At 63.8% G+C, this 18,312-nt stretch carries 17 protein-coding genes; 10 read left to right on the top strand and 7 right to left on the bottom strand.

Features of this window, described 5'->3' with window-relative positions:
- The first annotated feature begins 5 nt into the window (after nucleotides 1–5).
- The 7 genes from ACTJKE_RS24420 to ACTJKE_RS24390 all read left to right on the top strand — a co-directional run bounded on the left by ACTJKE_RS24420 (nucleotide 6) and on the right by ACTJKE_RS24390 (nucleotide 7,279).
- Nucleotides 6–530 carry a hypothetical protein gene (locus tag ACTJKE_RS24420; protein WP_057255456.1) on the top strand — a complete coding sequence of 175 codons (525 nt, stop codon included), beginning with the start codon at nucleotides 6–8 and terminating at the stop codon, nucleotides 528–530.
- Nucleotides 527–1,702 carry a class I SAM-dependent methyltransferase gene (locus ACTJKE_RS24415; protein WP_057255455.1) on the top strand — a complete coding sequence of 392 codons (1,176 nt, stop codon included), beginning with the start codon at nucleotides 527–529 and terminating at the stop codon, nucleotides 1,700–1,702. Before ACTJKE_RS24420 ends, ACTJKE_RS24415 begins: the two co-directional genes overlap by 4 nt.
- Nucleotides 1,699–4,059 carry a SpoIIE family protein phosphatase gene (locus ACTJKE_RS24410; RefSeq protein WP_058327336.1) on the top strand — a complete coding sequence of 787 codons (2,361 nt, stop codon included), beginning with the start codon at nucleotides 1,699–1,701 and terminating at the stop codon, nucleotides 4,057–4,059. Before ACTJKE_RS24415 ends, ACTJKE_RS24410 begins: the two co-directional genes overlap by 4 nt.
- 4 nt (nucleotides 4,060–4,063) lie before the next feature.
- Nucleotides 4,064–4,624, top strand: a complete 561-nt coding sequence (locus ACTJKE_RS24405) for a slr1658 superfamily regulator (RefSeq protein WP_057255453.1) — start codon at nucleotides 4,064–4,066, stop codon at nucleotides 4,622–4,624.
- A gap of 13 nt (nucleotides 4,625–4,637) precedes the next feature.
- Nucleotides 4,638–4,979 (top strand): slr1659 superfamily regulator, encoded by a 342-nt coding sequence (locus ACTJKE_RS24400; protein WP_058327337.1) that lies wholly within the window; start codon nucleotides 4,638–4,640, stop codon nucleotides 4,977–4,979.
- 321 nt (nucleotides 4,980–5,300) lie between these two features.
- Nucleotides 5,301–5,978, top strand: coding sequence for a FadR/GntR family transcriptional regulator (locus tag ACTJKE_RS24395; RefSeq protein WP_058327338.1), 678 nt, complete (start codon nucleotides 5,301–5,303; stop codon nucleotides 5,976–5,978).
- Complete coding sequence (locus ACTJKE_RS24390; protein WP_058327339.1) at nucleotides 5,975–7,279, top strand: CynX/NimT family MFS transporter; 1,305 nt, start codon at nucleotides 5,975–5,977, stop codon at nucleotides 7,277–7,279. Before ACTJKE_RS24395 ends, ACTJKE_RS24390 begins: the two co-directional genes overlap by 4 nt.
- Before the next feature lie 90 nt (nucleotides 7,280–7,369).
- Here the strand turns inward: ACTJKE_RS24390 and ACTJKE_RS24385 are convergent, their stop codons facing one another.
- Nucleotides 7,370–8,584 carry an MFS transporter gene (locus tag ACTJKE_RS24385; protein ID WP_058327340.1) on the bottom strand — a complete coding sequence of 405 codons (1,215 nt, stop codon included), beginning with the start codon at nucleotides 8,582–8,584 and terminating at the stop codon, nucleotides 7,370–7,372.
- A gap of 325 nt (nucleotides 8,585–8,909) precedes the next feature.
- Here ACTJKE_RS24385 and ACTJKE_RS24380 point away from each other — a divergent pair, with 325 nt between their 5' ends.
- Both ACTJKE_RS24380 and ACTJKE_RS24375 read left to right on the top strand, forming a co-directional pair.
- Entirely contained in the window at nucleotides 8,910–10,130 is a 1,221-nt protein-coding gene (locus tag ACTJKE_RS24380) for a hypothetical protein (RefSeq protein WP_058327341.1), read from the top strand.
- A gap of 9 nt (nucleotides 10,131–10,139) precedes the next feature.
- Nucleotides 10,140–10,784: a Vgb family protein gene (locus tag ACTJKE_RS24375; RefSeq protein WP_058327342.1), complete on the top strand. Its 645-nt coding sequence runs from the start codon at nucleotides 10,140–10,142 to the stop codon at nucleotides 10,782–10,784.
- 9 nt (nucleotides 10,785–10,793) lie between these two features.
- Here the strand turns inward: ACTJKE_RS24375 and ACTJKE_RS24370 are convergent, their stop codons facing one another.
- Nucleotides 10,794–11,987 carry an MFS transporter gene (locus ACTJKE_RS24370; RefSeq protein ID WP_058327343.1) on the bottom strand — a complete coding sequence of 398 codons (1,194 nt, stop codon included), beginning with the start codon at nucleotides 11,985–11,987 and terminating at the stop codon, nucleotides 10,794–10,796.
- A 103-nt stretch (nucleotides 11,988–12,090) separates the two neighbouring features.
- On the opposite strand from ACTJKE_RS24370, the gene ACTJKE_RS24365 reads away from it, so the two are divergent.
- Nucleotides 12,091–12,984: a LysR family transcriptional regulator gene (locus ACTJKE_RS24365; protein ID WP_058327344.1), complete on the top strand. Its 894-nt coding sequence runs from the start codon at nucleotides 12,091–12,093 to the stop codon at nucleotides 12,982–12,984.
- A gap of 97 nt (nucleotides 12,985–13,081) precedes the next feature.
- Here ACTJKE_RS24365 and ACTJKE_RS24360 read toward each other — a convergent pair whose 3' ends face one another.
- From ACTJKE_RS24360 to ACTJKE_RS24340, 5 genes are all read right to left on the bottom strand, one after another.
- A complete protein-coding gene (locus ACTJKE_RS24360; protein WP_058327345.1) occupies nucleotides 13,082–13,912 on the bottom strand; it encodes an alpha/beta fold hydrolase in 831 nt (276 codons plus the stop codon).
- Nucleotides 13,913–14,001: 89 nt separating this feature from the next.
- The gene (locus tag ACTJKE_RS24355) at nucleotides 14,002–15,600 is read right to left on the bottom strand and encodes an MFS transporter (RefSeq protein WP_058327346.1); all 1,599 of its coding nucleotides are present in this window, start codon (nucleotides 15,598–15,600) and stop codon (nucleotides 14,002–14,004) included.
- A complete protein-coding gene (locus ACTJKE_RS24350) occupies nucleotides 15,597–16,055 on the bottom strand; it encodes a DoxX family protein (RefSeq protein ID WP_082663513.1) in 459 nt (152 codons plus the stop codon). Before ACTJKE_RS24350 ends, ACTJKE_RS24355 begins: the two co-directional genes overlap by 4 nt.
- A 50-nt stretch (nucleotides 16,056–16,105) precedes the next feature.
- On the bottom strand, nucleotides 16,106–16,318 hold the full coding sequence (locus ACTJKE_RS24345) for a hypothetical protein (protein ID WP_058327347.1): 213 nt from the start codon (nucleotides 16,316–16,318) through the stop codon (nucleotides 16,106–16,108).
- A gap of 20 nt (nucleotides 16,319–16,338) precedes the next feature.
- Nucleotides 16,339–18,312: amidohydrolase (locus ACTJKE_RS24340; protein ID WP_440692136.1), on the bottom strand; the 1,974-nt coding region annotated here is incomplete at its 5' end.

The following is an 18,312-nucleotide window of genomic DNA, read 5'->3' as shown; positions in this document are numbered from 1 at the left end:
GCTGCATGGGTGCTAGTGTCAACAAGACCACGGAGACGGCTTTCGAGCCCTTGCTTCAGTTCGATATGGAGATGGAAGATTTCCTCTCGGACTGGCACCATTGCGATCATGTTTCGAGCTACCTCGCGCGTATGATCAGCCACAACCGGACCGATCCGGTACGGCATTCGAACTTCTTTTCCTCCGCGCTCAACGAGCTTCTCGAGGTTTCATTTCGCGGCGGCACCACCGACGGCAAGATCGGGTTGTCGATCTATCGCCAAGGCGCCACGGAGCGGGTTCAGCTGAGCTTCCCCTGCCCGCCGGGCCAGGCGCGCTTCTATCGTGAAGCGGTATCGAAAACCCGTGAGAGCGATGCCCAGGCCCGCTACCTCGACGCCATTTCCAACGACCTTGCCCCCAGCCGGGAATCGGTGCTTCTGGACCTCGCTGTGAACTACGACGCCCGCCTCCGGCTTGACGAGGATGCGGCTCCGGCCATCACCCTGATCGTGGATCTTCCTCTTGAAGGTGAAGGAATGGTGAGTTGATCGCGGCGGGTCTTCCTCAGCGTTTCAAGGTCGGTTTTGACCCGAACAGCCAGATCTTCTCGCTTGCTGGAACGATTCGGCCGCGTTCGATCGATGAAATCGCCGAGAGCATCCATGCGCTGAGAGAAGCGATCGATGCGGTGCGCGGCGTTCTCTATATTGATGTGAAGCGCCTCATCCAGATGAACAACACGGCCTTCCAGGCCTTCATCCGGGTCGCCCTCGACGCCTGCCGCGAGCGATCGGACCTGCGTCTGGTCATCGTCACGTCCAGCGTCGTCAGCTGGACGACGCGCATGTTCCGGCACCTGAGCACGATCGAGCCGCAGATCTCCGTCGAGGTCTATGATTCGATGTTCTATCCCGGCCAGGACTACTTCGAGGATACGAGCTTCATTCCAATCCTCCGCGCGCAGACGAAATTGACCTGGCGCCACGAGCGCACCATCCTGCCGCGCCACGGCATGCGGCCCGGAATCGCCGTGGCCGACATCTGCTGCGGCATCGGCGATTTCGCCGTGCTCGCGCAGAAGGAGTTTCAGCCGGCGCGGATCGTCGCCCTCGACCACTCGAAGCCGAGCCTCGCCTATGCCCGCACGGTGGCGGCGGAGTTCGGCGTGACGGGTATCGAATATACCTATGGCGATGCGTCGGAGATGCTACTGGAGGACAACCAGTTCGACTTCGTGGCCTGCCGCCACTCGCTGCAGATCTTCAATCAGCCGGAGCTGCTTCTCAAGGAACTCTATCGGATCGTGAAGCCGGGCGGCCGGGTCTACATCACCAACGAGAAGAACTCGCACTGCCTCGGCGAGCCGCGGGCGCAAAGCATCCAATGGACCTACAACGAGCTCGCGAGGCTTTTGAGCCATTTCGAGATGGATGTGGAGCTCGGGCCGAAGAGCCGGCGCTATCTCGCCGACGCGGGCTTCGACGACATCCTGGTTGAATCCTTCATGGTCACAAATCTGGACGGTGACCCACAGGATTTCGCCGACATCATCGCCGGCTGGGAGAAGATGTTTGCGGCAATGGCGGCGAGACACGGCGAAGCACCCGAATTCATCGACCGTTTTCGCCAGGGCTTCCGGGACCACATCTTCGCTGCATTGCATCCGAAGGGCTATGCAGGCTGGCCGATCTGGGCAGCGTCCGGGCGCAAACCACTATGAGCGCAAGCAATATCCAACGTCCCCGGTTCGGTTTGAGATCCTTTCGCGCCAAGTTCGTACTGGTCGTCGGCAGCGCCGTGCTCTTCGACCTCCTGCTAACAGGCGGTCTGGCGCTCTGGAACGTTCAAAGATTGTCGCGTGACGCGACGACGGAGGTCGGACAGGGCCTGCAAAAGGCCAACGAAGATTACATGCGCACCTACGCGGTTTCGACGGCCGCGCGGGTTAATCTTCTGCTCGGCCAGGTTCACGCCGACGTCGCCACGCTCGCGGGCGTGCTGCAGGCGCAGATCGACCGCCCCGTGCGCAGGTCCGACGTGGGGGAGGCACTTGCCCGGCACGCACCGGAATCCGTTACAGTCACCTACGATCCCAAAGGTGGGTGGGCGCAGAACCTTCCAGGACAGCTCTCGAGCGTAAGCGTTTGGAGCTATCTCCTTGGCCCCGACCACCGGCCGCTGCCCGAGGTGCAGACCGATATCGAGAACAGCGCCGTTCTCGATCTGGTTGCTCCCGCCCTGCTTGCGCACGGCCGCTCCAAACTGCAGATGTACTATGTCGGGCCAAAAGAACGGCCGATCTTGCGGATGGCGCCCTATGCCGATCAGGCGCAGACATTCGACCGTCTCTACCCCGGTCACAACGAAGCCAACTTCTGGAGCTTCTTCTTCCCCGGCCTCTACGAGTCCTGGGAGGAATGGGCGAAGCATCCGAACCTCAGGCCCGTTGCAGCCGATACCACGCAAACGGCACCTTACACCGATGCCGCCTCGGGCAAACTGATCGTCAGTTTCTTCCAGCCGCTCTGGACGCCCGATCGCAAGGGTGTCGCCGGAGCGACCGGAACCGATATCACGCTCGATCAACTGGCCGAGGTTGTCGAAAGCGTCAAAGTCGGCGACAGTGGCTTCGGATTTCTGGTGATGTCCGACGGCAATGTGCTTGCCATCAATCCGGTCGGCGAAAAGGTAATCGGCCTGCAGCGGTCGAGCGACACTGGTGGACAAGGCGTCACCGGGTTGGAGCGCTCGCTACGCCGCAGCGTACAGCCCGCGATCACAGAGCTGCCGCTTGGCGCCGATGGCGCCATTCAGCGGGTACTACTCGACGAGAGCGGTGAGAAGGTCCCCTACCTCATTCTCCTGAAGCAGCTCGCGCCAGAGAACTTCTGGGTGTCCGGTCCGGTGCGCCGCGAGACCATGTCGATTGGCATCGTCGTGCCGGAGCGGGAAATCTATGCCTCACTGTTTGCGGCGCAGGCGAGTATCTCTGAAGCGACAAACCGCATCCTCATCTATCAGATCCTGGCCCTGCTCGCTTCGCTGCTGTTCGTCACGCTCGCCGTGTTCGGCATTTCCAAGCGCGTTACCCGCGGCATCAGCGCGCTCGCCGGAGCGGCGACCCGCATCGAAGCGAAGGACTATTCCGTCCGTGTGCCCATTACGACGCGCGACGAAGTCGGTGAAGCCGCCATCGCGTTCAACCGCATGGCCGAAGAGATCAGCTACCACACCGAGAACCTCGAAAACCTGGTGACCGAACGCACCAAGCAGCTCGAGGACGCCAACCACCAGATTTCGACGCTGAATACCCAACTGCGCAGCGAGAACCTGCGCCTTGGGGCCGAACTCGCCGTCGCCAAGCAGATCCAGATGATGGTGCTGCCGAAGGCCGGCGAGCTCGCGGAAATCGCCGACCTCGAGATCGCCGCCTATATGCGGCCGGCCGACGAGGTGGGAGGCGACTACTACGACGTGCTGCGTGACGGCGAGCGCCTTAAGATCGGCATCGGCGACGTGACCGGTCATGGCCTTGAAAGCGGTGTGCTGATGCTGATGGTGCAGTCGGTCGCCCGCGCCCTGCAGGAAGCCGGCGACATGGACCCGGAGCAGTTCCTCAACCGCCTCAACCGCGCCATCTACAAGAACATCGTGCGCACCAACACCGACAAGCATCTGTCGCTGGCCTTCCTCGACTACGACCACGGCCGCCTGACGCTGTCGGGGCAGCACGAGGAGCTGATCGTGGTGCGCAAGGGTGCCGAAATCGAGCGGATCGACACGCTCGACCTCGGCCTGCCGATCGGTCTCGAATCGGACATTTCGGCTTTCGTCGCCACCCGCGAGATATCCTTCGGCCGCGGCGACATGATCGTGCTACACACGGACGGCGTGACCGAGGCGGCGAACGCGAAGGGCGAACTGTTCGGTATCGAGCGGCTGTGCGCAAGCGCCGGAAAGTTTTACGGACAAAGCGCCGAGGACGTCAAAGCGGGCATCATCGACGACCTGATGGCGCATATCGGCAAGCAGAAGATATATGACGACATCACGCTCGTCGTCATGAGACACAGGTGATCAGATGACCACGCTCTACGGACTGGCGGACCTGACGATCGGTGCCCACCAGAAGATGACCCGGCTGCGTCTCTACGACGGGCCGCTCGATCTCAGCTGGAAGCATTGCGCCATGGCTTCGGATTTCGTCGCCGAACTCGCCGCGCTGCGCTACCGCGCTTCGCGCAACACCTATCGGGAAGTGCGCCACAATATCGGCTACCTGACCAACGAACTGGTCGAGAATGCCGTGAAGTTCCGCGCCTCCGGTTCTGTCGTCGTCGAGGCTGCCCTCGAGGGCCACAGCTTCCGCACGAAGGTGTCGAACGTGATCGACAACGAAGCGGCCGCCCGCTTCCAGGAACTGCTTTCCGAGATCGCCGACGGCGACCCCGGCGACTTGCTCATCGAGCGTATCGAGGCAAACGCAACCGGGCTCGGCAAGAGCGGCTCGGGGCTTGGTCTTTTGACGCTGATGAGCGATTATGGTGTTCGTTTCGCTTGGGTTTTTGGCGCCCAGGGTGACGACGGCGAAACCTCCTTGGAGACCTATGCCTCCATTGCGGTCCCAGACCTCTCGAACTGATGAGCCGGTGAACATGGAAAACAAGGACGTAGAAGAGTATCGCGTTTGGTCCGAAGGCAACGACATCCATTTCGAAGGCACGATGCGGCTGCCGGGAACGGAAGCCTATGCCCCGATCTTCTCGACCGTCATGGGCGTGCTCGAAACCGAGCCTGAGCACGTCACGATCGATTTGACCGAATTGCAGTTTCTGAACTCGTCCGGGATCAACCTGCTCGCCAAACTGACGATCGAGGCGCGCAACCGGCCGAACGTGCAATTGACGGTGCGCGGGACCTCCGAAATCCCGTGGCAATCAAAATCCTTGCCGAACCTCAAGAAACTGCATCCCGGCCTCGATCTCAGGCTCAACTGAGGTCGGCGATCCGGCTGTATTGCGGCCGGTCAACGACAGAGCGCCGTGCGGTCAACTGAACGCACAAAGGCCGCTCTAGCACTTTGACTCTAGCGCATCTTTCCGCCTCCAGTGACTTCACCTGAGAGCGGGATGCTCTAGACATTCCAGCCAGCACTTCCGGCTTCTGCCGGTTGTGCTGGCTCGCAGCTCCTCGACGAGGCACGCTTCAGGAAAAGAGACTCGAGCCGGTTCGCTGCCCCTTGGTGCCGCCCGGCCGCGTTGACTCACGCATCAACTCGGCCTATGCATCAAATCATCTGATGACTTGATGAGCAGACGATGCAGCCGATCAATCGTACCAATCTCACCGAGAGCGCAGCCGAAAGCCTGCGAACGGAAATCCTCAGCGGCCGCTGGGCAGTCGGCGAGCGCATTCCGAACGAAACAGCACTCACCGAACTACTCGCCGTCAGCCGCGGCACCGTGCGTGAAGCCGTTCGGGTCCTGATCTCGAAGGGCCTTCTCGACGCCCGCCAGGGCTCCGGCACCTATGTCCGCTCGACCGTCGACACCTCGGACGCGCTCGACCGGGTCAAGCGCACCGGTCTGCGCGACCAGTGGGAAGCACGCGCGGCACTCGACGTCGAGGCGGCGCGACTGGCGGCACTCCGTCATACGCCTGAAGACCTCGAGCGCATGTTCAAGCTGCTTGGCGCCCGCGGCACGGTGGCCGATGGCGGACGCGACGCCTTCGGCCAACGCGACATCGCCTTCCACAGAACGATTGTCGAGGCATCGGGCAACAGGGCGATCGTCGCGCTCTATGATTTCTTCACCTCGGCCATCCTCGAAACCATCCACTCGACCCTTCGCGGCGACCTGCCCGAGCCGGACGACCGGGCGCATGCGGCGATCGTCGAAGCGATCTCGTCCGGTGATCCGGACCAGGCCGCGGCCTCCGTCCGGGCGTTCATGGCCCCCGTCCTCGCTGAACTTGATCGGCTTCTCACCCAATGAACCAGACTTTTCGTGATCCCCACAAGGCCGAGGCCGCCGAGCCGCTGGACTTCGAAGACCAGCTGATCGATGCCGAGGCTGACAGCCTACCGGCGCCGCAACCGCCTGTCTTGAGCCGCAGCGCCCGGGTTCTTCTAGGCGTGAGCCTCGTCCTGATCGCCTTCAACCTGCGGCCGCTGTTTTCGAGCCTCTCAGTGCTGCTGCCCGAGGTGATGCAGGCAACCGGCCTGTCGACCGCAGGCGCCAGCGTACTCACCACCCTGCCGGTGCTCTGCCTCGGCATCTTCGCGCCGCTTGCGCCAAAACTCGCGCAACGCTTCGGCGCCGAGCGCACGCTTCTTGGCGTGCTGCTGCTTCTGACGCTCGGCACGGGCCTGCGCGGCGTTCAATCCGTGCCGCTGCTGTTCCTCGCGACCTTTGCCGCCGGTGCGGCGATCGCGGTCGGCAACGTCCTCCTCCCCGGCCTCGTCAAGCGTGACTTTGCCGACCGGGCCGCGATGATGACGGGCTTCTACACCATGGCGCTCTGTGCCGGCGCGGCCAGTGCCGCCGGCCTCACTCTGTCGATCGAGCACCATGTCGTCGGCTCCTGGTCCGGCGCGCTCGCGGCCTGGGCGGTGCCAGCCCTGACGGTGCTCCTGATCTGGGCGCCACAGGCGTTGCGTGGTAAGGCTCAGGCCCGCCACAGCGGCTTCCGCGTCGTCGGCCTCTGGCACGATCGCCTCGCCTGGCAGGTAACTCTGTTCATGGGGCTGCAGTCGGCACTGGCCTATTGCGTCTTCGGCTGGATGGCGCCGATCCTTCGCGAGCGCGGCCTTGATGCCGCAATCGCCGGCGCGGTCGTCTCGGCCTCGATCATGATGCAGGTCGTCACCTGCCTGCTCGTGCCGTCTTTTGCCGTCCGCCGCCGGGACCAGCGCGCCGTCTGCGTGGCGCTCGCGGCTGCTGCGGTCATCGCCCTGATCGGCATCCTCTTTGCGCCGCTATCGACGGTGCTCGTCTGGGCCATTCTTCAAGGCATCGGCCAGGGTGGCCTGATTGCCGCGGCGATGACGCTCATCGTGCTTCGCTCGCCCGATTCCCATGTCGCAGCCCACCTCTCGGGCATGGCCCAGGGCGTCGGATACGTGCTCGCCGCCATCGGCCCGCTGCTCGTGGGCTTCATCCGCAGCTGGACCGGTAGCTTTGCGGCCAGCTCGATTCTCTTCGTCGCCCTTGGCATCGGCGTGGCGATCATGGGCATGGGCGCCGGCCGGGCGCTCCATGTCGGCGCACGAACGGTCAGGATCGACGATCGCTAAGACGGGCGCTGCCGTCTTGAAATGAAAGCTCAGTTCGATCGGGCTCCACTCTCAGGTGGAGCCCTTTCGCGTCGATCTCAGTGCACTGCTTCACGCCGCAGCGACCGCCTGCTGATAGCGCGGTGCGGGCCTGAAGGTGAGCGCGATCAGGAACGCCCCGAGACCGATGCCCCAGGAGCCGACATAGAGCCAGGTATAGCTGGCCATCGCATCATAGATCATGCCGCCGGCAATCGGTCCCGTCGCCATGCCAAGGCTGCCGGCCATGGCGGTTCCGCCAATGACCGTTCCCATCATCCGCAGGGGGAAATTCTCGCGGGCAAGCACGGCATAGAGCGGCATGACGCCGGCATAGATGAAGCCGAACAGGGCGGCGACGGCGTAGAACGAGCCAAGCCCTGCGGCGAAGACATAGGCAAGTGCCCCAAAAGCCTGCGCCAGCAGCCCGAGAACCAGCACGCGCTTTGCACCGAAGCGGTCGCCGAGCAGGCCGAAGACGACGCGTCCGCCCATGCCAGCGAGCCCCTCGACACTGTAGATCGAAACGGCCGCCATCACGGGGATACCGCAAGTAATGGCGTAGCTCACCGTGTGAAAGATCGGGCCGGAATGGGTTGCGCAGCAGAAGAAGTTGGTGAGCAGCAGGATAATGAAGAGCGGCGATTTCAGCACCTGGCTCGTCGTCATCGTCGATTGCGCCTCTTCCTCAGGAGAGGCCGCGGCAGCACCGACAGCAAGTACCGGCGCCTGGCGAACGAGAAGCGACACCGGGATCATGATGACCGCGACGACGACCGCGATGATCTGCAGAGCAGTTCTCCAATCGTAGCCTGAAACCAGCCACGCCGCAAACGGCGACATCGTCATCGGGGCCATGCCCATGCCGGCCGAAACGAGCGAAACCGCAAGGCTCCGGTGCGTATCGAACCAGCCGGTAACGCAGGCCATCATCGGCGCGAAGATTGCCGCCGTGGCGGTGCCGACGACGACGCCGAAGACGACCTGGAAGGCGATCAGCGAGGTCGCCCAGCTGGCCGCCAACAGGCTGACGGCCAGAAGCACCGAGCCGATGAGCACGATCGGCCGCGCACCCCAGCGATCGGAGAGACTGCCCCAGGCAATGCTGGCGAAAGCCATCGCCAGAAAGCCGATGGTCATGGCACTGGAGACCCCGGTGACGGACCAGCCGGTATCCCGCGAGATCGGCAGCAGGAAAACAGGAAGTGAGAACATGGCGCCGATCGCCAAGCAGCCAAGCAGGCCGCCAGCCGCCACGATCACCCAACGATAAATCGAATTGCTCATTGCAATCTCCTTGGCAGCGCCCGGTTAGACGGCCGGCAGCGCCGATAACGTGCAAACTGATCACGCAGCAGGTTTGGACGTGCAGAGCACCTCCTCTTGCTGGTTCCTGTAAGACGCAGGCGCCAGCGGAAAGCCGACACCGAAAGTTGCAGATTTTTGTAACTATTGCAGGTTCGCCTCGCATCGCTCGCGGCATGCCTTCGACCCATTTGGATCCAACCCACTTGATTGTGCTTCGAAGGTCCTCTCTGTTGTCCCGTGCCGTTCGAGCAATAGGTAGAGGCCGAAGCACCGTTGGGGGAGTGACAAGTGTGACGGGATTTCGATGGATTCGCTGATTACCGCGGCAGGCCAGGCGCTGGCCGCTGGTGACCTGCTCGGCGTGCTGAAGCGGGTCGCCTTGCGCGACGACCCGCCGGCGCTGGCGCTCCGCGGCATCGCGATGGCTCAGCTCGGAGATCTCGGCCGCGCCAAGACGCTGTTGAAGGCGGCGGCGCGCGGCTTCGGCCCGAAGGAGGCCGTGGCCCGCGCGCGATGCATCGTTGCCGAAGCGGAAATCGCCATCGTCTCGCGCGATCTCTCATGGCCGATGAAGGCGCTCGACGCCGCCCGCGCGACGCTCGAAGCCCATGGCGACCACCTCAATGCCGCGCACGCCCGCAATCTCGGCGCCCGCCGCCTGCTGCTGATCGGCCGTCTCGACGAGGCCGAACAGATGCTTGCCGGTGTGGATCCAGGCCGGCTGACACCGCCGGCGAGAGCCACGCACGAGCTTGCGATTGCCGGCATCGCCGTTCGACGATTACAAACCGCTTCGGCGGCCAGCGCCTTCGCCCGGGCAACTGAAGCGGCGCGAGCAACCGACATAGCGGCGCTGGTCGCGGAAGTCGAAGGCGCGGCGCTTGTCCTGAAGACGCCGGCGGCCCGGCTTCTGACCAGGGGAGGCGAGCGCCTGCTGCTGCTCGACGACGTCGAAACCCTGCTCAACTCCGATACCCTGGTGGTCGATGCGTGCCGAAACATCATCCGGCGCGAAGCCTCCGCCGTTTCGCTTGCAACGCGGCCGGTGCTCTTCGCGCTGGCGCGCGCGCTTGGAGAGGCGTGGCCGGCCGACGTCTCACGGCGCGCCTTACTCGTCCGTGCCTTCGGCGCGAAACATGTCGACGAATCCCACCGGGCACGATTGAGGGTCGAGATCGGCCGGCTTCGCGACGAACTCCGCGCTTTCGCGAATATCAGCGCGACCAGCGACGGCTTCCGGCTGGCTCCGCGTGGCGACCACCAGGTCGTGGTGCTTGCGCCGCCGGTCGACGATCGGCACGCGGCGATGCTGGCGCTTCTTGGCGACGGCGAGGCATGGTCGAGCTCCGCTCTCGCCATCGCGCTCGACGCCAGCCCGCGCACGGTGCAACGGGCGCTCGAAGAACTCTCCTCGGAAGGCAAGGTTCTGCCGGTCGGCCGCGGGCGGGCGCGACGCTGGGTGATCCCGCCTGTGCCGACTTTCCCGACAGTCTTGTTACTCCCCGGCCCACTGCCAAGCGATTAGGATTGAGACATGAAACGATCCGAAGCCGAAATCCTCCGCGAATATGGCCCCTTCCCTGGAGCCGACCACATCCATGGCGTCACCTTCGACGGCCGGAACATCTGGTTTGCCTCCGGCGACAAGATCAATGCCCTCGATCCGGAAAGCGGGAACCCGGTGCGCTCGATCGATGTCGCGGCGCATGCCGGTACCGCCTTTGACGGCAAGCATCTGTTCCAGATTGCCGAGGACCGCATCCAGAAGATCGATCCCGAGAGCGGCCGCGTGCTGGCAACGATCCCGGCACCGGGCGGCGGCGGCGATTCCGGCCTTGCCTGGGCGGAGGGAACCCTTTGGGTCGGGCAGCACCGAGGGCGGAGGATCCATCAGATCGATCCCGAAACCGGCGCAATCCTGCGCACCATCGAATCCAAGCGCGTCGTGACGGGCGTCACCTGGGTCGACGGAGAGCTCTGGCACGGCACCTGGGAAGGCGACGACAGCGACTTGAGGCGCGTCGACCCCGAGACGGGATCGGTGCTCGAACGAATCGTGATGCCGCCGGGAACCGGTGTTTCGGGGTTGGAGTCCGATGGCGATGACCGCTTCTACTGTGGCGGTGGCGGAAGTGGAACGATCCGGGCCGTCCGCCGGCCGAAGAAGCATGCTCCCTAGGTTCAACCCTCAGCGCAAGGTCTCCAGCCTGGCCGCTCGTCGAGCAAGCAGCTTGGCAGCCAGCGCCAGCGCCGCAAGCGCGAGGCCGAGTGCGCTGACGCCCGGCCAGGAGCCATAGCTCCAGGCGGCGAAGGACAGGGCCGAACCCGCCGCTCCCCCAAGAAACATGCTGGTCATGAAGACTGTGTTGATACGGCTGCGCGCCGCGGGCTCGAGCGCATAGATGATGTGCTGGTTGGCAATCAGCGCGACCTGGATGCCGATATCAAGCACGATAACGCCAACCACCAGTCCGGCGATCGAGGTCCAGGCTCCGAGTACGACCCAGGCAGCGAGCGTCAGAGCCGCCCCGAACCAGACGACGGACCGAGCACCTCGCCGATCCGCCATCCTGCCGGCGACCGGTGCCGCAAAGACGCCGATTGCCCCGACAATGCCGAACAGACCGGCGGCATCGGCGCCCAGATTGAAACGCGGCGTCGCAAGATAAAGCGCGAGCACGGTCCAGAATGCCGTAAAGGATGCGAAAAGCGCCGCCTGCACCATCGAAGCGAGACGGAGCGCGGGCTCGCGCCGCCAAAGAGTGGCGAGCGAGGCCAGGGCTTCGCGATAGGGCAAACGCGATGCCGGGCGCAGATCCGGCAAGGTCCGAAACATCAGGAACGAAGCTGCAAGTGCGAGAGGCACACTTGCCCAGAACATCTCTCGCCAGCCGGCATGGGCCCCGACAAAGCCGGAGACCGTGCGGCTGAGCAGGATGCCGGTCAAAACTCCGGCCATGACCGTGCCGATCGCCGCCCCGCGTTTGTCAGGCGTGGACAGCATCGCAGCGATCGGGACGATCTGCTGCGCGACGGTGGCGCTTGCCCCAAGCAGCACCGAGGCGGCGATCAGCAATAACGGCGACGGGGCCAAAGCCGCGGCGGTCGCTGCTATCGCGATCGCCAGGAACTGCCCGACGATCAACCGTCTGCGCCGGACGATATCGCCGAGCGGCAATAGAAGCAGCAGCCCGAGCGCGTAGCCGAGTTGCGTCGCCGTCGGAAGCAGGCCGACGGCCGCCTCGCCAGGAAACTCGGCTTCGATGAGCCCCAGCAATGGCTGATTATAGTAGATGTTTGCAACCGCGATGCCGCTGGCGACCGCCATGGCGTAGATGCGGGTTCGACCGAGGCCGGAATGCTTCGTTTCATGGGTAACCATTTCACTTGCCCTTCTCACTGGAGAGATGGGCTTGATCTATCGCCTTATCGAAATTCGCTGTAGTGTCGCAATTATAAATAGCAGAATATCGGATTTCGATACAATGAACCTCGACGAAGTCCTCGTCTTCACCGCAGCGGCAAGCGGCGGCAGCCTCGCCGAGGCCGCGCGACGGCTTGGCATCACCCCCATGATCGCAACCCGGCGGCTCGCCTCCTTGGAGCAGGTGCTTGGCGTCCGGCTGATGCACCGCACGACCCGCTCACTGTCGCTGACGCCAGAGGGCGAAACCTTTCTGCCCTATGCCCAGGGTCTGCTCGAAACCGAACAGCAGGCGCGAACGCTCCTGAGAGGTGACGGGGACGGAGCGACCGGTCTCCTGCGCGTCTCGGCGCCGGTTGCCTTCTCGATCAAGCTGATTGCTCCGCTCCTGCCTTCGCTGCTTGATGATCACCCGGGGCTCAAGGTCTCGCTCGATATGAGCGACACAATGCCTGACCTGGTGGCATGGGGCATTGATTTGGCGATCCGCGTCGCGCGTTTGAAAGATAGCAGTTTGATCGCCAAAAAACTGGCCGAAAACCCGCGTTCCCTCGTCGCCTCGCCATCCTATGTCGAAAAGCATGGGAGCCCGCGCACCAGTGGCGATCTCATCAATCATCAATGCCTGCCGCTGCACGGTGTAAGCCATTGGACCTTTCTGAGCGCCGGGGTCGAGAGGCATGTGCGGCTGCAGAGCCGCTTTTCGTCGACAAGCATCGAAGGATGCCATGCGGCCTGCCTCGCCGGTGCAGGCATCACCCTGCTCTCCGACTGGAATATCGCCGACGATCTCGATGCAGGTCGGCTGATACGCATTCGCCTCGAAGATGCGGCGCCCGAGACATTGGCGATCTGGGCCGTCTACCCGACGACGAAGCTTGTCGCACCCAAGGTACGCGTCTTCATCGACCGGTTGATGGGGGCACTTGGCAAAACCGCAAAGGGAAACGCTTGAACGACAGAACCCGCACCGCGATCAACACGGTGCGGGCACCAAGATTTGTCCCGGCACGGTCCGCGGTAACCGAGACGCCGCGGATCATGCCAGCGCTTTAGGCCTTGATGAAGGCAAGCAGGTCAGGATTGATGACATCGGCATGGGTCGTCAGCATTCCATGTGGATACCCTTCATAGACCTTTAGCGTGCCGTTCTTCAGGAGCTTGACGGCAAGCCGCGCCGAATCGTCGATCGGAACGATCTGATCGTCGTCGCCATGCATGACCAGCGTCGGCACGTCGATCGCCTTGAGGTCCTCGGTGAAGTCGGTTTCCGAGAAAGCCTTGATGCCCTCGTAATGCGCCTTGGCGCTGCCCATCATACCCTGCCGCCACCAGTTCTGGATGACGCCTTCGGATGTTTCAGTCCCCGGTCGGTTGAATCCGTAGAAGGGACCCGCCGGAACATCGCGGAAGAACTGAGCGCGATTGGCGGCAAGCGCGGAACGGAAGCCATCGAATACCTCGATCGGCAGGCCACCGGGATTGTTCGCGGTCCTCACCATGATCGGCGGAACGGCACCGACCATGATCAGCTTGGCGACCCGTCCCGCACCGTGGCGTGCAACGTAAGCCGCCGCCTCGCCGCCACCCGTGGAGTGACCGATGTGGATGGCATCACTGAGTTCGAGCTTGAGGACCAGTGCCGCGACGTCCTTCGCATAGTGCGCGATATCATGACCTTCGCTCACCTGTGCCGAGCGCCCATGACCGCGGCGGTCGTGAGCAATGACGCGATAGCCCTTGTTGACGAAATAGAGCATCTGCGCGTCCCAATCGTCTGCCGACAACGGCCAGCCATGGTGAAAGACGATTGGCTGGCCCGAGCCCCAATCCTTGTAGAAGATATCGACGCCGTCTTCAGTCCTGACGAAGTTTTCGGTCATGGGAACGGTTCCTTTGCTTGGGTTCTAGTGTTTGTGTCTTCCTGGCACGTTCCGCGGCACCGGATGGACGCCATGGAACGCAACCCACGTCAACCGAGCTGCGGCCGGTTGATCGCGAGAAGGTGGTGTACGACCGGCGCCGCCGGCCCTTTGTGAAAACGACGAACATCTTCCTGGACATCGGCATCGGCTTTGGACACGCGCTTGTGCTGGCGCAGATGTTCGGCCCAGGATTCGACCATGAACCACTCAACCATGCGGCCGGTGTCAGCCGCGTCCTCGGTGACGCCCCAACCATAGGCGCCATCACGGCGGCGCTCATGCGACAGGCGGGCGAGCGCCTTCAGGAACTCGGAGCGGTCCGCCTTGTCGACCGTGTACTCGATCAGCACGAGGACGGGGCCTCTGTCGTGTTCGACGAGCTCGCTGGTCAACGGCTCCGGCCAATGGTTGGAAGGGATGAGATCCGCCTCGCCCTTCGGCAGTTTCATGGCATGGAAGGCGAGCCCGACGCAGAGCAGGCCGATAGCCGCCACCGTCAGAGTGAACGGGATGCCGATGGCCTCCCCGATGGCGCCCCAGGCAAGGCTGCCGCCGGTCATCGCCCCGTTGAAGACGGTAAGATAGACGGCGAGCGTGCGCCCTCGCACCCAGTTCGGCAGGATCGCCTGCGCGGTGCTGTTGAGCGTCGTCAGTGCGGTGATCCAGGCGGCGCCGCAAACGAGCAACGCGACAACCGCCACCCATTGCGCCGGCGCGAAGGAGAGCACGCCCATCACGGCGGCCGTGAGCACCGCGGAAAGCAAAAGCAGCCCGTCGGCATCCATCCGGGCACGCAGGCGCGGCATCACCAGCGCGCCGCCGATTGCACCCGCGCCGACGGCACCGAGCAGGATGCCGTAGAAGCTGGCGCCACCGCCGAGAAGCTGGCGGGCGACCAACGGCAGCAGGGCCCAGATCGCGCTCGAAAATGCGAAGAACACGGCGGCACGCAGCAAGACCACGTGCAGCTCGCGACTGGCGCGTGCGTAGCGCAACCCCGCCCGGAAGGCGCCAAAGAAGCGTTCCGCGAGAACATCGTCCTCCGATACACCGCGCCGCCACCACAGGAGCGCCGCGATCACGAAGACATAGCTGATGACATCGACGCCATAGGTGACGGCTGCTCCGGACCAGGCGAGCAGCAGGCCGCCAAACGCCGGACCGATCGCGCGGGCGATGTTGATGCCGAGCGAATTCAGCGCCACGGCGCCCTTGACGTCCTGCCTCGAGACGAGCTCTGGCACGATCGCCTGCCAGGTGGGGGCGACCAGGGCCGCCCCTATGCCGCCGACGAAGGTCAGCGCGATCAGCGAGCTCACGGACTGCAGGCCCGTGGCGGAGAGAAACAGCAGGCAGAGGCTCGTCAAAGCTAGCAGAAACTGCACCAGGATCAGGAATTTGCGCCGATCGAGAATATCCGAGAGAACCCCTGCAGGAATGGCGAGCAGGAAGATCGGCAGCGTCGCCGCCGCCTGGACCATGGAAACGGCGGCCGGCGACGCCGACAGGTCCGTAACGAGCCAGGAGCTGGCGACATCACGGATGAAACTGCCGGTATTGCCGATGATCGTCGCCACCCACAGGACCGCAAAGACCTTCTGCCGCAACGGCGCAAACGTCCCTGCGCCCTCTTTCGCTGCCGTCATTGCCCAGCCTTTCCTGCGGATGCCCGTTCACGAAGATCGTAGCAGGCGACGAGCAGGAAGGCACCGCTGAGGCCGAGATGCTCGAAGAAGCCGTTCGTCGCCATCGCACGCTCCATGCCGGGCGGAAATTCCCAGAAGCGAAACGCGAGGAAGGTGGCGGCAAGCGTGAAAGCCGCAAGCGCGCTGGCAGCCGCCCAGCGATAGAAACCTATGAGAATGAGGGCCGACATCAGAAGCTCGAAAACGATGACCCCGACGGCAAAGAGCGGCGCCGGATGCAGGCCGAAGTGATCCATCTCGGCAAGCGCACCCGGAAAGTCGAAGATCTTCGTCAGCGGCCCCTGGATATAGGCCGAGCAAAGCGCCAACAGGCCGACGAAGACGATCCATCGCCCGGCGTGGCTTGGCCGCAGGCGGGCAGCGAGATGTTTTTCGAGAGAAGACAGGCTCAGCATTTTGTTTCCTTGTTAGACGGTCTTCGACTTAACGGGCGGCTTGGCCGCCTTCATCGGGTCTGCGGCCATTTCGAATTACTGAACGCGGTCCGCGAAATGCCCTTGTAATAGGCACCCGCCTTCGGCGGCGATTGGTTCACCACGACCTTCGCCCAGGAGGGTCGCTTGTTATCCTTTGCGGGTGCACCATCGTCGCCGAGTGCGGCCGACGAAGTGATCAGGATGGAGGCTGCCAATGCGGCGGCGCCGACGATCGTTTTCATTTTGCGCCCTTCCGCTATCGTCACACGGCCCAGCAGGAGCAGCCGAGTGCGCCGAAGAAGCCCTTGAGATCGGCGATCGGCAGCTTTGACGTCCAGGCGCCGGCATGGTCGTGTCCATGCACGCCGCAATTGCTGGCGCAGCCGCACGCGGTGATCGCCGTGCGGCGGAGCGAGTTCTTGCCGGCACCATCGGGCTCGCCCCAGGCGGCATAGCCGCCGAAGGTGCGAACCGGCGACCAGTCGGGCATCGCCGGCGGCACCGGATTCTCGTCGTGGGAAGCGAAGTCGCCGGCCGCATAGACGACCTTGCCGCCGACCATCGTCAGCTCCGAGGTCAGGAACGAGATCTCGTCCTCGGAACAAGTGAAGTAATCCTTGTTCGGCACGATCAGGTCGGCAAACTGTCCCGTCTCGATCCGGCCCTTCTTGCCCTCCTCGTTGGAGAACCACTGCACCTTCTCGGTCCACATCCTCAGCGCCGTCTCGCGATCGAGGCAGTTGGCGCGCGGATAGAGCTGCAGGCCGCCGATGGTCTTGCCGGTCACCATCCACGACAGCGAGACCCAAGGGTTATAGGAGGCGACGCGGGTGGCATCGGTGCCGGCGGACACGTTGACGCCCTTCTCCAGCATGCGCCTGATCGGCGGCGTCGCTTCGGCCACGCCGTGGCCGTAGCGCTCGACGAAATATTCGCCCTGGTAGGCCATGCGGTGCTGGGTGGCGATGCCGCCGCCAAGCGCGGCGATCCGGTCGATCGACCGGTCGGAAATCGTCTCGGCATGGTCGAAGAACCAGTTCAGGCCGTCGAGCGGGATATCCTTGTCGACCTTCTCGAACACGTCGAGCGCGCGGCTGATGGTTTCGTCATAGGTCGCATGCAGCCGCCAGGGCCAGCGGTTCTCGGCCAGCACCCGCACGACCTCTTCGAGTTCGCCCTCCATCTCCGGCGCCATCTCCGGGCGCGGCTGGCGGAAGTCCTCGAAGTCGGCGGCCGAAAACACCAGCATCTCGCCGGCGCCATTGTGGCGGAAGTAGTCGTTGCCCTGCTTGTATTTGACCGATGAGGTCCAGTTCAGAAAGTCTTGCTTCTCTTCCTTCGGTTTCTGGGTGAAGAGATTGTAGGCCAGGCGAACGGTCAGCTGATCGTCGTCCGACAGTTTCTGGATGACGGCGTAGTCGTCCGGATAGTTCTGGAAGCCGCCGCCGGCGTCGATGACGCTGGTGACGCCGAGCCGGTTGAGCTCGCGCATGAAGTGGCGGGTGGAGTTGACCTGGTAGTCGAAGGGCAGTTTCGGTCCCTTGGCCAAGGTCGAATAGAGGATGCCGGCATTGGGCTTGGCCAACAGCAGCCCGGTCGGGTTGCCGTTGGCATCGCGGGTGATCTCGCCGCCCGGCGGGTTGGGCGTGTCCCTGCCATAGCCGACCGCCCTGAGGGCGGCGCCGTTCAAGAGCGCCCGGTCATAGAGATGCAACAGGAACACCGGCGTCTCCGGGGCGACCGCATTGATCTCGTCGATGGTCGGCAGCCGCTTTTCGATAAACTGGTGTTCGGTAAAGCCGCCGACGACGCGCACCCATTGCGGCGCCGGCGTGATCGCCACCTGGCGCTTCAGCATCGCCATCGCATCGGCGAGCGAACGCACGCCGTCCCAGCGCAGTTCCATGTTGAAGTTGAGGCCGCCGCGCACGACGTGGGTGTGGTTGTCGTTGAGGCCCGGCAGCACGCGCTTGCCCTTGAGGTCGATCACCTGTGTGCCCGGGCCGGCCAGCACCATGATCGTCCGCTCGTCGCCGACGGCCAGGAACTTTCCGTCCTTGATGGCAACGGCGCTTGCCGTCGGGTTGGCGCGGTCGAGCGTGGTGACAAGGCCGTTGTGCAGGATCAGGTCGGGCGTCATCGAGGTGTCTCCAGTCTGTTGGGCGTGTGTCGCGGTTGCCCTACCCAAGGCTAGGGCGGCGGCGGTTGCACCGAGAAACGAGCGTCGTGTCGGCAT

The organism is Ensifer sp. 22521 (assembly GCF_052044795.1).
Taxonomy (GTDB): Bacteria; Pseudomonadota; Alphaproteobacteria; order Rhizobiales; family Rhizobiaceae; genus Ensifer.
The sequence above is the reverse complement of the archived record's forward strand: the minus strand, read 5'-3'. Positions and strand labels throughout refer to the sequence as shown.